Source organism: Gordonia namibiensis NBRC 108229 (assembly GCF_000298235.1).
Lineage (GTDB): Bacteria > Actinomycetota > Actinomycetes > Mycobacteriales > Mycobacteriaceae > Gordonia > Gordonia namibiensis.
On sequence record NZ_BAHE01000054.1, the window covers coordinates 45,257 to 58,536 of the forward strand.

At 67.8% G+C, this 13,280-nt stretch carries 13 protein-coding genes; 7 read left to right on the top strand and 6 right to left on the bottom strand.

Annotated features, from left to right (window positions below; genetic code table 11):
• Positions 1 to 42 precede the first annotated feature (42 nt).
• Genes GONAM_RS19920 through GONAM_RS19935 form a run of 4 tightly spaced genes read left to right on the top strand, consistent with a single transcriptional unit; the run spans position 43 to position 4,477 of the window.
• Positions 43 to 1,701 carry an ATP-binding protein gene (locus GONAM_RS19920; protein ID WP_040537035.1) on the top strand — a complete coding sequence of 553 codons (1,659 nt, stop codon included), beginning with the start codon at positions 43 to 45 and terminating at the stop codon, positions 1,699 to 1,701.
• Positions 1,698 to 2,366 (top strand): response regulator, encoded by a 669-nt coding sequence (locus GONAM_RS19925; protein ID WP_006868554.1) that lies wholly within the window; start codon positions 1,698 to 1,700, stop codon positions 2,364 to 2,366. The genes GONAM_RS19920 and GONAM_RS19925 overlap by 4 nt, the downstream gene beginning before the upstream one ends.
• Positions 2,367 to 2,423: 57 nt before the next feature.
• Positions 2,424 to 3,725: a TrpB-like pyridoxal phosphate-dependent enzyme gene (locus GONAM_RS19930; protein ID WP_006868555.1), complete on the top strand. Its 1,302-nt coding sequence runs from the start codon at positions 2,424 to 2,426 to the stop codon at positions 3,723 to 3,725.
• 2 nt (positions 3,726 to 3,727) lie between these two features.
• Positions 3,728 to 4,477 (top strand): DUF429 domain-containing protein, encoded by a 750-nt coding sequence (locus tag GONAM_RS19935; protein WP_006868556.1) that lies wholly within the window; start codon positions 3,728 to 3,730, stop codon positions 4,475 to 4,477.
• A gap of 340 nt (positions 4,478 to 4,817) precedes the next feature.
• On the opposite strand, the gene GONAM_RS19940 is transcribed toward GONAM_RS19935, so the two are convergent.
• Both GONAM_RS19940 and GONAM_RS19945 read right to left on the bottom strand, forming a co-directional pair.
• Complete coding sequence (locus GONAM_RS19940; protein ID WP_040537058.1) at positions 4,818 to 5,402, bottom strand: GNAT family N-acetyltransferase; 585 nt, start codon at positions 5,400 to 5,402, stop codon at positions 4,818 to 4,820.
• 57 nt (positions 5,403 to 5,459) lie between these two features.
• The gene (locus GONAM_RS19945; protein ID WP_006868558.1) at positions 5,460 to 6,074 is read right to left on the bottom strand and encodes a TetR/AcrR family transcriptional regulator; all 615 of its coding nucleotides are present in this window, start codon (positions 6,072 to 6,074) and stop codon (positions 5,460 to 5,462) included.
• A 203-nt stretch (positions 6,075 to 6,277) separates the two neighbouring features.
• On the opposite strand from GONAM_RS19945, the gene GONAM_RS19950 reads away from it, so the two are divergent.
• The 3 genes from GONAM_RS19950 (at position 6,278) to GONAM_RS19960 (ending at position 9,647) form a co-directional block, all read left to right on the top strand.
• On the top strand, positions 6,278 to 7,387 hold the full coding sequence (locus GONAM_RS19950) for a homogentisate 1,2-dioxygenase (protein ID WP_006868559.1): 1,110 nt from the start codon (positions 6,278 to 6,280) through the stop codon (positions 7,385 to 7,387).
• On the top strand, positions 7,384 to 8,586 hold the full coding sequence (locus GONAM_RS19955) for an alpha/beta fold hydrolase (protein ID WP_006868560.1): 1,203 nt from the start codon (positions 7,384 to 7,386) through the stop codon (positions 8,584 to 8,586). The genes GONAM_RS19950 and GONAM_RS19955 overlap by 4 nt, the downstream gene beginning before the upstream one ends.
• Before the next feature lie 209 nt (positions 8,587 to 8,795).
• Positions 8,796 to 9,647 (top strand): type IV toxin-antitoxin system AbiEi family antitoxin domain-containing protein, encoded by an 852-nt coding sequence (locus GONAM_RS19960; protein ID WP_006868561.1) that lies wholly within the window; start codon positions 8,796 to 8,798, stop codon positions 9,645 to 9,647.
• Between the two features lie 166 nt (positions 9,648 to 9,813).
• Here the strand turns inward: GONAM_RS19960 and GONAM_RS19965 are convergent, their stop codons facing one another.
• The 4 genes from GONAM_RS19965 to GONAM_RS19980 all read right to left on the bottom strand — a co-directional run bounded on the left by GONAM_RS19965 (position 9,814) and on the right by GONAM_RS19980 (position 13,137).
• Positions 9,814 to 11,205, bottom strand: a complete 1,392-nt coding sequence (locus tag GONAM_RS19965) for an acyl-CoA synthetase (protein WP_006868562.1) — start codon at positions 11,203 to 11,205, stop codon at positions 9,814 to 9,816.
• A 59-nt stretch (positions 11,206 to 11,264) separates the two neighbouring features.
• Entirely contained in the window at positions 11,265 to 11,879 is a 615-nt protein-coding gene (locus tag GONAM_RS19970; protein ID WP_006868563.1) for an SRPBCC family protein, read from the bottom strand.
• Positions 11,876 to 12,394, bottom strand: a complete 519-nt coding sequence (locus GONAM_RS19975; RefSeq protein WP_040537037.1) for a hypothetical protein — start codon at positions 12,392 to 12,394, stop codon at positions 11,876 to 11,878. Before GONAM_RS19975 ends, GONAM_RS19970 begins: the two co-directional genes overlap by 4 nt.
• Positions 12,395 to 12,456: 62 nt before the next feature.
• The gene (locus GONAM_RS19980) at positions 12,457 to 13,137 is read right to left on the bottom strand and encodes a helix-turn-helix transcriptional regulator (protein ID WP_006868565.1); all 681 of its coding nucleotides are present in this window, start codon (positions 13,135 to 13,137) and stop codon (positions 12,457 to 12,459) included.
• Positions 13,138 to 13,280: the final 143 nt, after the last annotated feature.

A 13,280-nucleotide genomic window follows, 5' to 3' on the forward strand; every position in this document is an offset into this window, starting at 1 on the left:
CGGTGGCGGCGCTGGATTCAGCGCCGCCACTAGGCTGACGTCATGCGTTTACGGACGCAGGTGCTGCTGTTGCAGCTCGCTGTCCTCGCGGTCAGCCTCGCGGTCGGGTTCGGTCTCGTCATCGCCGGGGCCGACGACCGTGTCCGCGACGAGTACGCACAGCGAGCCCTCGCCATCGCCCGGTCGGTGGCAGCCGACGCCGACGTCCGCGCCGTGGTGGCCGACCACCAGGGCCGCGCCGTCGACGCGGACGAGCTCGCCGATGGACCCTTGCAGCGCCAGGCGGCCGCGGTTCGGGAGCGCACCGGCGCACTGTTCGTCGTCATCGGCAACGACCAGGGCATCCGACTCGCCCATCCCGAGGTCGCGGAACTCGCCAGACCGGTGTCGACCGACCCGTCGGCGGCACTGTCCGGCTCAGACGACATCGCGACCGACCGCGGCACCCTCGGGGAGTCCGTCCGGGCGAAGGTCCCGGTCTTCGACGCCGCCGGTCGCATCGTCGGCTTCGTCAGTGTCGGCGTCTCGACGGAACGGCTTGCGAAGGAGACCCGCAGCGACATCGTCGCGACGACGCTCCTCGCGCTGACCGCACTGGGCATCGGCGCACTCGGCTCGGTCATGCTGGCCCGGCGCTGGCGCAAGCTCACTCTCGGTCTCGAGTCCGACGAACTCGCCGAACTCGTCCGCGAACAGGGCGCGGTCCTGCACGCGATGGCCGACGGCGTGCTGGCCGTCGACGCCGACGGCATCGTCCGGGTCGTCAACGACAAGGCCCGCGCGCTCCTCGACATCGACGCCCCGGTGGGTACGAGGGCCGCCGACCTGGGACTCACCCCGCGCATCGCAGCTGTCCTGGCCACGCCCACCGACGAGCCTCTCGCCGCCACGGTCGGCGATCGCGTCGTCCTCGTCAGCTCCCACCGGGTCCACGCCGACGGCCGCGACCTCGGCATGGTCCTCTCGGTCATCGACCGCACCGACGTCGAAGCGCTCAGCCGCGAGGTCGACTCCATCCGATCGATGGGCGTCGCTCTCCGCGCACAGCAGCACGAGACCGCCAACCGCATCCACGTGCTTGCCGGCCTCTTACGTCACGGCCACGTCGATGAAGCACTCGACTACCTCGAAGAACTGTCCGGCAACGGCCCCGGCGGCGCGCTGCTCGCCGGCCTGGGCAACGTTCGCGAACCCCACCTCCACGCGTTCCTCGACGCGAAAGCCGCCCACGCACGCGAACGTCGCGTCACGCTCCGCCTCGGTGATCAGACCTGGCTGCAGGGCACACTCACCGAACCGGTCGTCGCCACCACCGTCGTCGGCAACCTCATCGACAACTCGATCGAGGCCGCCTCCGGGGCCGGCGTCGACGGCGTGGTCGAGGTGGAGCTGATCGCCGACGGTGACACCCTGTTCGTCTCGGTCGGCGACTCCGGGCCGGGCATCTCCTTCGACGATCCGGACCAGGTCTTCGCCGAGGGCGTCACCACCAAACCCGGCGACCACACCCCCGGCGGTCGGGGGATGGGGCTGTCCCTCGCGCGTCAGGTCGCGCGCCGGATCGGTGGAGACCTCTGGGTCGCGGACCCCGGTGGTGAACGGTCGCCGACGCCGGAGCATGATCCGCCTGGCGCACTGTTCGTCGCCCGGCTCCCGGGCATCATCGCGCCCGGGTCCGACGAGGAGGTGAGGCCGCAATGACCGAGGAGCTGGGTGTCCTCATCGTCGACGACGACTTCCGCGTCGCCGCATTGCATTCGACGATCGTCGACGCCGTGCGGGGCTTCAGCGTCCGCGCGCGGGTCGGTAGTGTCGCCGAGGCGCGTCGGGCGTTCGTCGACCATCCCGACATCGACCTCGCACTCCTCGACGTCTACCTCCCGGACGGTTCGGGCATCGACCTGGTCGCCGAACTCGACTGCGATTGCTTCATCGTCGGCGCCGAGACCGACGCGGCCGCCGTCCGCACCGCGATGCGCGCCGGTGCGCTGGCCTACCTGATCAAACCGTTCGACGACGCAGACCTCGCCCGTCGCCTCGCCGGTTATGCGCAGTACCGGCGCGTGCTCAGCGGCGAGAACGTCGACCAGCACGCGGTCGACGCCGCGTTGTCCGCGCTGCGTTTCGGCACCCGCGCAGCGGAGCGGTCGGAATCGGGATCGCCCACCGAGCAACGGATCCTCGACCTGTTCGTCGACGCGGCCACCGCCCTGTTCGCCGACGACGTGTCACGGGAGGTCGGGATCGCCGCTCCGACGGCCCGGCGACACCTGGCCAACCTCGTGGCCGCAGGCCGTCTCCGGATGTCGCTGCAGTACGGAACCACCGGCCGACCCCGGCAGGAATACCGACTCCCCAAATCGTGACCAGATAATGTCGCGGCCGGGGTACGCCACCACCCTCGCGCACTAGAGTGTCAACCCATGACGACGCAAGTAGACGCCACCAATCCCGATCTGGTGACGGTCGGTGTGCCGACGCACTGGTACAACCTCGCCGCCGAGCTCGAGACGCCGATTCCCCCGCACCTGCATCCCGGTACCAAGGAGCCCGTCGGCCCTGAGGACCTCGCCGCGCTGTTCCCGAGCGGGCTCATCGCGCAGGAGGTCTCCAGCGAGACCTACATCGAGATCCCCGAGCCGGTCCGCGAGATCTACAAGATGTGGCGTCCGTCGCCGCTGATCCGTGCCCGCCGCTTCGAGGACGCGCTCAACACCAAGGCGCGCATCTACGTCAAGTACGAGGGGGTCAGCCCGGTCGGCAGCCACAAGACCAATTCCGCTGTCGCGCAGGCCTACTACAACAGCATCGACGGTGTCACCAAGCTGACGACCGAGACCGGCGCCGGCCAGTGGGGCAGCGCGCTCGCCTTCGCCGGAGCGCAGTTCGGCATCGACGTCGAAGTCTGGCAGGTCCGCGCCTCGTATAGCTCGAAGCCGTACCGCGGCTTCCTGATCCGCACCTACGGCGGCACCATCCACCCGAGCCCCTCGGTCCTCACCGAGTCGGGCCGGGCCATGCTCGCCAAGGATCCGGACACCACCGGCAGCCTCGGTATGGCCGTCAGCGAGGCGGTCGAGGTGGCCGCCTCGAACGCCGACACCCGCTACGCCCTGGGCAGCGTGCTCAACCACGTCGTGTTGCACCAGAGCGTCATCGGTCAGGAGGCCGTCGACCAGCTCAACGCTGTCGAGCCCGGTGGTGCCGACGTCGTCTTCGGCTGCGCCGGCGGCGGTTCCAACCTCGCGGGGCTCTCGTTCCCGTTCCTGCGGGAGAAGCTGCACGGACGGTCGAACCCGCGCGTGGTCGCGGCCGAGCCGGCCGCCTGCCCGTCGATCACCCAGGGCGAGTACCGCTACGACCACGGTGACGTCGCCGGTCTCACCCCGCTGCTCAAGATGCACACGCTGGGAATGGATTTCGTTCCGGACCCGATTCACGCCGGTGGCCTGCGCTACCACGGCATGGCGCCGGCGCTGAGCCACACCGTCGAACTCGGACTGGTCGAGGGTGTCGCCATCACGCAGCACGACGCATTCGCCGCGGGCGTGCAGTTCGCTCGGGCGCAGGGCATCGTCCCCGCTCCGGAGTCCACGCACGCGATCGCGGCCTGTGCTGCCCACGTCGCCGACAGTGACAAGGAAGAGGTCGTGGTCATCGGCCTGTCCGGTCATGGACAGCTCGATCTGCCTGCCTACGCAGAGTTCCTCGACGGCAACTTCTGAGCATGACCCCGGCGATGCGGACGGTCGGTGTCGACCTGTCCGCATCGCCGGTCAAGACCGCGGTCGCAGTCCTCGACTGGTTCGACGACCGCGCCGAGCTGGTCGACCTGGTCGTCGGAGCCGACGACACCGAGATCCGACGCCTCGCCGACGGCGCGACACGCATCGGGATCGACTCACCCTTCGGTTGGCCCGACGACTTCGTGGATTTCCTTGTCGCACATCATCGTGATGGTCTGAGCCCCGGTCGCAAGCTCGACGACATCGCCAATCGGCGCCCGCTCGCGCTGCGTCGAACCGACCTCTGGATCGCCGAATCCGGACTCGGCAGGCCACTCAGTGTGTCCGCCGATCAGATTGCTCACGTCGCCTTCCGCTGCGCGGGTCTCCTCGCCGACCTGGGCGTCGACGACCGTGTCGACGGTTGGGCCGTCGAGGCGTATCCCGCCGGGGCGCTGAAACGTTGGGGTCTCACCTCGCGCGGCTACAAGCGGGAAGCGAACCGCACTGTGCTGGCCGGCTTGGTCGACGCTGTGCAGACGGCGGTGCCATGGCTGGTGCTCGGTGACCGCGTCGGCCAGATGTGCAGCGACGACGACGCATTCGACGCCGTCGTGACCGCGCTGATCGCCCGCGCCGCCGAGTTGGGGTACACGACGCTGCCTCCCGCGGGTGATCGTTCAGTCGCGTTGCGCGAGGGGTGGATTCACGTGCCGAACTGTGAGCTTCACGAGCTCATCTCTGCTGGTTGAGTGGGCGAGGAGGGTGCGACGAGCCGTTCCCCTCGTTGGTTGAGTAGGCGAGGAGTGTGCGACGAGTCGTTCCCCTCGCTGGTTGAGTAGGCGAGGAGTGTGCGACGAGCCGTATCGAAACCCCGTTGACCTCGATACGCGGCGTCCTCGCTCCGCTCGGTCGACGCACTCGGCCAGCAGAAGTGCTGGTTGAGTAGGCGGGGAGCCTGCGACGAGGTCGTATCGAAACCCCGTTGACCTCGATACGCGGCGTCCTCGCTTCGCTCGGTCGACGCACTCGGCCAGCAGAAGTGCTGGTTGAGTAGGCGAGGAGCGTGCGACGAGCCGTATCGAAACCACCTCACACCAACGACTTCCGCATCAGCACGCGTGGGAATCCGTTCAGTACCGACGTCGTGTCGGCGGCCTTGGTGAAGCCCGCCTTCTCGAACAGTCCGCGGGTGCCGACGTACGCCATGGTGAGATCGACTTTCTCGCCGTGATTGTCGACGGGATACCCCTCGATGGCCGGCGCCCCGTTCGACCTCGCGAACTCGACCGCGCCGTCGAGGAGCGCATGTGAGATCCCCTGCTTGCGGTGTCCGGGTCGGACCCGGATGCACCAGACCGACCACACCGGGAGATCGTCTACGTGCGGGATCTTGCGATTGGTCGCGAAGGTCGTGTCCGCGCGTGGTGACACGGCCGCCCAGCCGACCACGTCCTCGCCGTCCTCCGTGCTGTCGTAGGCCAGGACACCGAGCGGAATCCCGCTGTCGCACAACTCCTTGACGTACTCGCCGCGCTGTTCGCGGACCAGTGCCTGGTTCTGCTTGCTCGGGATGCGGTAGCTGAGGCACCAGCACACGTTGGAGGTCGGCTTCTTGGGGCCGAGGATCGTCGCCATGTCGGCGAAGTTCGTCGCGGGCCGGACGTCGATCGTCATGCGTCCCAGCATCACAACCGGCGTGGACGTGGCGCAAGGGCCAGGTCCTGTCCGCGATCAGCGTTGGATGCGGGGGGCCGACCGGTAGACCGTGCGGAACCAGATGGTGGTCAGGATGTCGATGGCGGTGTCGTCGTCGGGGATCGACCCGACCACCCCGCCGCGGACGGCGAGCCAGGACCAGCAGGAGGACTCGAGCGTGTTCACCAACGCCGACGCGAGCGGTTCGAGTGGAAGACCGACGTCGTATCCGGCGCGTTCCGCACTGTGTAGCCCCGCCAACACCTGTTTGATCCCCGACGCCCGGTTGGCGTGCCAGCGATCCCGGAACTCGTCGTCGAGCATGGACATCTGGAACAGGCCGATGATCTCGGGCAGGTACTTCTTGTAGGTCGTCCAGTAGGCGGTGACCGCGGCGCGCACGCCGGCTTCGGGATCGCTGTGGCGAGTTGCAAGGGAGCCCTCGACCACCTCGTCGCTGAACTGATCCAGCAGCGCTTCGAGGAGCTGATCCTTGTTGTCGTAGTAGTTGTAGAACGAGCCGGTGGAGCGTCCCGCGGCCTCCGCGATGTCGGAGATCTTGGTGTTCAGGTAGCCCTTGTCGGCGAAGCAACGACGCGCTGCGTCGAGAAACGCGGCCTCGGTCTGACGTCCCTTGTTCGTCGGCGGCACCCGAGCACTCCTTCCGGGGACTGATCGATATATCGAACCACGCATTCAGATTGGTCGGAGAAGGTCCGAACGACTGATGTGGTCCTTGTCATATTCTGAACCTGAATCTAGCATCAGAAAAGTCATACGGGAACCACCGGTGTTCCCGCGGGACCGATCGCGCCTGCTCGTCCTCTCCCGAACACTCACACAGGAGTCAGCCAGTGGAATCGTTCATCCAGCACCGGAAAGGTCGCACGCCGCGACAGGTCCACCGCGACGTCGAGGACCTCAAGGACGACGAGCTCGGACGGTACGGGTTCACCGGTCGCACGGCGCACCTCTACCGGCGCAACGACCCGACCCAGTTCCGCGCGGTCGGTACCCACACCGGCGTCGACCGCTTCGTCACCGAGCTGACCCCGACCGATCAGATCGACCCCTCGGGTGAGCCGCTGCTGATGTTCTACAACGACGACTGCCGCATCTCGCTGAGTCGCCGAGGCGAGGCCGCACCGTTCTGGTTCCGTCCGGTCGACGGCGACGAACTGATCTTCGTCCATGAGGGCAGCGGCTACTTCGAGACCGAGTTCGGCCGGTTGTCCTACCGCCCGGGCGACTACGTCTACATCCCCAAGGGATGCACGTATCGGCAGATCCCCGACGACCAGTCGCTGCTGCTGATCATCGAGGCGGTCGACGAGTACCGGGTTCCGGAGCCGGGCGTGCTCGGACGGTTCTTCCCGTTCGACTCGTCGCTGGTCGGCGTCCCGGAAGCCGAGGTCTTCGAGGGTGACGGACGCGAAGAGTACGAGGTCCGTTTCCGTCAGCGTGAGGGACAGACGACGCTGTTCTATCCCTTCCACCCGCTCGACGTCGAGGGCTGGCGCGGGGACCTGTTCCCGTTCACGTTCAACATCGAGGACTATGACGTCATCACCTCGGAGTCGGTGCACCTGCCGCCGACCGTGCACCTGTTCATGCAGGCCACCGGCGTGTACGTGATGAACTTCCTGCCGCGACCGGCCGAGGCCCGCAGGGGCGCCGAGCGCCTGCCCTGGTACCACCGCAACACCGACTTCGACGAGATCGCGTTCTTCCACGGCGGCAGCATGTTCGGGATCGGCATGCCTCCGGGGCTGATCTCCCATGCGCCGCAGGGCATTCACCACGGCATCCCGGAACGGGCCCGCGAACGGTCGCGCCGAAAGTTCGACGAGTTCGAGCGCGTCGAGTGGAAGGTTATCGCAATCGACACACGTCGTCGTCTCATCGCGACGCCGGTCATGACCGAGTCGGCGCAGGCCGAGGTCCAGGAAGGGGCAGAGGTATGACGTCGGCGACCACGAATACGGCGAATACGTTGCCGCGCCACGAATACGAGCGCATTCCCTACCTCGTCGTCTTCGACGACACGTCGGCCTACAAGGACACCTACGGCGGCGTCACCGAGAGCGTCGTTCTGGAGAGTTATCTGCTAAAACCGGTCGGCGTGCCGTCGAAGAACGTCATCGTCTTCATGCATCCGATCGGTGGCGGCGCCTACCTGCCGATGACGAATGCACTGGCCCGCGCCGGCCATCACGTCATCTACTGCAACAGCCGGTATCGCGGCGTCGACAGTGCCCTGATCATGGAGAAGGTCGTACAGGATCTCGGTGCCTGCGTGAAGGACGCCAAGGAACGACTCGGCTACGAGAAGGTCATCCTCGCCGGCTGGAGCGGTGGCGGCGCGCTGTCGTTGTACTACCAGCAGCAGGCGCAGCATGCGACGGTCACCGAGAGCCCGGCCGGCGAACCGCCGGACCTCACCCAGCTCGATCTCCCGGCCGCGGACGGCATGATGCTCCTCGCCGCCCACGTGTCGCGGCACGGGACGCTGACCGAGTGGATGGATCCGTCGATCCTCGACGAGAACGACCCGGAGAAGCGCGATCCCGAGCTCGATCTCTACAACCCGGCCAACCCGAACCAGCCGCCGTACACCGCGGAGTTCCTGGAGCGGTACCGCGCCGCGCAGATCGATCGCAACCGTCGGATCACCGCGTGGGTCAAGGAACAACTCGCCGACCTCCGCGGCCGCGGCGAGCCGCTGATGGAGCGCGGTTTCATCGTCCACGGCACCATGGCCGACCCTCGATGGCTCGACCTGTCCGTCGACCCGAGCGACCGCAAACTCGGCTGTTACCTGGGTGATCCGCGCATCGTCAACATGGGGCCCGTCGGTCTGGCGCGCTTCACGACGCTGCGAAGCTGGTTGTCGCAGTGGAGTTACGACGACGCCCACGGCGACGGTCCCCGTTGCGCCGCCGACCTCGAGGTCCCGACCCTCGTCATCGGCAACTCCGCCGACAACGCGTGCACCCCCAGCCACACCCACCGCCTGTTCGACGCCGTCGGCCACCCGGACAAGACGCTCCACACGATCACCGGTGCGACGCACTACTATTCGGGCCGCGAGCAGATACCGCACCTCAAGGAGGCGGTCGGGATCATCACCGGTTGGCTGGGTGAGCGGGGTTGGGCGAACTGATCTCCGGCTCTGAAAACCGCCTCTGGAATGCGCCCCTAAAATGCGCCCCTGAGAACCGCCCCTGGAATGCGCCCCCTGTAGCGAGACCGGCGACATAGTGTCATCGGGTCGGTTGTGGAGGGTTGATCTCAGGGGCGGTTTTCAGTCGAGTTATCCACAGCCCGACGACGCCGCGCTCTGTCGGGTCCCCGACACTCGACACTGGGTCGATGGACTACGACCAGCTCATCGAGCGCTTCGGGGGTGTGGTGTCGACCCGCCAGCTACTGGAATCCGGAGAGACCACGCCGGATATTCGACGCGCCGTCGAATCCGGTGCGATCCACCGGATTCGGCACGGATGGTTTCGGGTTCCCGACGCCGACCCTGAGATCGTCGCGGCGGTTGCCGACCACGCCGTCGTCTCGTGCGCGAGCGCCCTTCGACGACACGGGTTGTGGATTCCCGACCATCCCGTCGAGTCCCATGCGCGCGTGACGCGGTACGAACGTCGTCGGTCACCCGACCGTTGCCGACGCCACGGTAGACCGACTCCCGCCCCGGCAGCCGTCGACGATGTCGCGACTGCCCTGCAGTACGCCGCACGGTGCTTCGACGAGGAGGGCTTCGTCATCCTGTGCGACTCCGCACTTCATCACGGCAAGTTGAGCCTCGACGACCTCCGAGCCGATTTCCGACTCGCCCCGCTCTCGATCAGGAACGCGATCGAGAAGTGCAACCGGCTCGCAGCGTCGGGAACCGAGACGGCGGCACGTCTGAGGCTGAAGAGTGCCGGATTACGCGTCGAGGTGCAGCATCACGCACCCGGTGTCGGCTGGATCGATCTGCTCGTCGGGGATCGACTCGCGATCGAACTCGACAGCCGGGCCCACCACACCGCGGAGGAGGATTATGAACGCGACCGGGTGCGGTCCCGCAAACTCATCCCGCTGGGCTACCTACCGATGCGACTCACCTACGCGCAGGTGTTCGGCCACTGGGAGACCACCTACGCCGACATCGCCGCCGCGGTCCGAAAGGGCTACCACCGCAATCGGGCGGCGTCCGGAAACCGGCCCTGAAATCCGACCCCGAAAACCGCCCCTGATTTCCGCCCTCCACAGCCTGCCCGACGACACTATGTCGCCGGCACAGCCACAGAGGGCGCTTCCCAGGGGCGCTTTTCAGCGCCAGGGCAGCACAGGACAACGCGGGGGCCGCGCGTCGGCGGCAGCAGTCCGCACCGACTCAGCCGAGCAGCTTCTTCTGCACCTTGCCCATGGCGTTGCGGGGGAGTGAGTCGACGAACCGGATCTCGCGGGGGCGTTTGTGGTTCGACAGCTCGCCGGCGACGAATTCGATGAGCTCGGTGTCGGCGACGTCGTCGGCCACCACGTACGCGACGATCCGCTGGCCGAGGTAGTCGTCGGGGACGCCGATCACGGCGGCCTCACGGACGGCCGGATGTGCGAGAAGCACGGTCTCGATCTCGCCCGCGCCGATCCGGAAGCCGCCGGACTTGATGAGGTCGGTGGACCGGCGTCCGACGATGCGATGCATGCCGTCCGGGTCGATGACGGCGACGTCGCCGGTGGCGAAGAAGCCGTCGTCGAGCCAGGATTCGGCGGTCGCGTCGGGGCGGTTGAGGTAGTGCGACGCCGTCATCGGTCCGCGGACGTGGAGGTCGCCGACGGACTCGCCGTCGTGGGGCACGTCGGCGTCGCCCTCGCGAAGCCGGGTCTCGACCCCGACGAGTGGGAGTCCGACCCAGCCGGGGCGACGCTCACCGTCGACCCGGGTGCTGACGGTGATGAGGGTCTCGGTCATGCCGTAGCGTTCGACGATCTCGTGACCGGTGAGTTCACGGACCCGGTCGAAGACGGGAACCGGGAGGGGAGCACTGCCGGACACGAGAATGCGTGCGCTGGAAAGTGTTCGGGCTGCTTCGGGCTCGGCGCCGACGCGGCTCCATACGGTCGGGACGCCGAAGAACATCGACGCACCGGCTTCGGCCGCGGCGGCGTAACCTGCCGCGGTCGGCTTCTCGGTGTGGATCAACCGGCCGCCGCGTCGGAGCGGCCCGAGGACGCCGAGGATGAGCCCGTGGACGTGGAAGAGCGGAAGGCCGTGGGCGAGTGTGTCATCGGCGGTCCACAGCCAGGCGTCGGCGAGTGCGTCGAGCCCCTCGGCGATGGCCTGACGGGTGACCGGCACGCCTTTCGGGAGGCCGGTGGTGCCGGAGGTGTAGAGGATCATCGCCGTCGAATCGGCGTGGGGTTCGGGGTGCCGATGCCATGACTTCGCGTAGCGACGAACCGGGACCACCGGCAGCGTGGTGTCGGCGGGTCCGTGTCCCAGCCAGGCCTGTGCGCCGGAATCGGCCAGGATGTGGGCGAATTCGCGCGGGCCGGAGTCGGGCGGCACGGGGACCACCGGCACGCCGGCAATCAGGCCGCCGACCACCGCGAGAACGGTCTCGACCGTCGGCTGCGCCAGGACCGCGACGCTGCGCGCCCCGGCGATCCGTTCTGCCACAGCGGTGGCGGCACCGACCAGGTCTTCCCGCGACAGACGATCCTCACCTATCCGGATGACTTCGGGATCGTCCGGGGCAGTGGGGGTCAACGTCGGCAGGAGCACTCTCTCACTGTGCCACGATCGCCGGGTTGTGCCGTGGACCCGACGTGACCTGCGTCGTGTCACCGGGCGTATGCGAGAGCCTCGGCCCGTTCCTTGATCCCGTGGAGCATCTTGCGTTCCATGATCAGCGACCCGGGTTCCATCGGGATCATCGCCAGTTTCTTGCCCAGCCCGGGCAGCCGGAATCGGTTGCGGCTGATCAGCCGTGTCGAGTCGCCGTCGGGGACCAGCGTGAACGACCACACCCAATCACCGTCGGCGGTCCGGGTGACGAAAGCGCGGTCGGGGTCGGCGATCTCGATGCGGGAGGCCTCGGGACCGACGCCGATGGTCTCGCCGACGGTCGGATGCTGGAACTCCTCGAGCACCCGGTCTGTGCTGTGCATGTCGAGTCCGAGCAGGTTCTCGATCCAGTCGTAGGTGTAGGCGCCACCCCGCGGGAACGGACCCATCTGGGCCAGCCACGGATAGATCGCCTCGGGCGGTGCGGCGATCGTGATCGCCCGCGTGGCCACCCCGTCGGCGTCGGGCAGCAACTCGTCGCCGGGGAGTGTTGCGGCGACCTCCTCGTCCGTCGCTCCCCAGGTCATCACCCACGGCCGAACCCAGGCGTAGTACGCGGCGGAGGACGCGACGGCGGCCAACAGGCCGGCGATGATCGGGCCGCTCCTCATTTCCGATCCCGGTTCGACGCGGCGGACAGCGGGCGAGTCGGAAATGGGTCGTCGGGGGGAGGTGCCGGATGACGCGCCAGCGCGCGCCGCCAGAGAACAGCCAGGCAGATCTCGACGATTCCGAGAACGACGATGACCGGTTGCAGGAAGAAGAAGATCTGGAGCAGCGCGATCTGGATGCCGATCCAGGCCACCAACGACGTGCCGGCCAGCAGACCGCCGAGGATGCCGATCCGGGCGTCGACGGGCAGGAGGACGACGGCCAGTGCGGCGAGCGCATGTGGCACGCCGATCGCCGCGATGAGGACGAGGCCGGGGCCGGTCCAGGTGTCGAACGGCGTGTTGTGCAGCCACTCCCGGGGCATCTGCCACTGGTCGTCGGCGAGCGCCAGACCACCGTTGATCGCCTGGTAGGCGACGAGCATCTCGACGACAGTCAGCACTGCTGCGGCCCAAGTACGTCGGTATCGGGCAGCCAGGTTGAGCGGGCGGCGGAGGCCCGGTGTCGACCTCATACGTCAAGTCTGCGCGCCCGACGACGCGGCGTCGTGAGTACTAGGTCCCCGACCAGGACGTTTCAGGGGCGAACCCAGCCGTCGGCCATGAACTCGAGGAGGAGCTGGGCCTTGTTGCCGATGGGCCGCCCGGCTTCCTCATAGCGACGCACGACACGACGGTAGTGCTCGCGGACGGTGCTCTCCGCGATCTGATGCGCCTGCGATGTCTCGCGGAGGGTCGCGCCGAGGGTGTAGGTCTGCAGGATCTCGCGTTCGCGTTCGGTCACCCGCACGCGGTTGGCGGGCGCGGGCGGGGCCGGTTGCTGATCGGGCGGGCCGATGATCGCGGCGAGGGCTTGGCGCAGTGCGGATTCGGCGACGGGCGAGCGGGGGGAGATGCGGATGTGGTCGCGAGAGGCGATCCCGTCGCCGAGGACGACGACGCGCACACCGCGCAGCATCGGCGCCCGGCGCACCAGCGCGAGCGAGCCCGGCGACCGAACAAGGAGGACGGCGGGGTTGCGCAGGTAGGGAAGCTGCGTGGGCTCGACGAGCGTGGCCCCGTAACCGGCCCCCTCGATGAGGGCCACCAGGGCGGCGTCGAACAGATCCCCTTCGGCGACCACGGCGGCGAGGCGTTTGAGATGCGAGTGCGGGCCGGCGGGTTGCGGTGCCGCCCGGCCGACCGAATTGAGTCGGGACACATTGGGCTGAGGCGTTGTTTCGTGCGGGCGGTGCAGCTCGTCCAGAGGGGCTGACATCGGTACCGTCCTCCTGTCGGCAGAATCCTGCTTGCGGTCCCGAATGCCGCCGATTCTCTCGACCCGGCGGCATGATGGAGCCGTGATCGACCTTGCTCGCGATCGGTTGTCAGGCGGAGAGATGAACTGCTCTCAACGTCTAC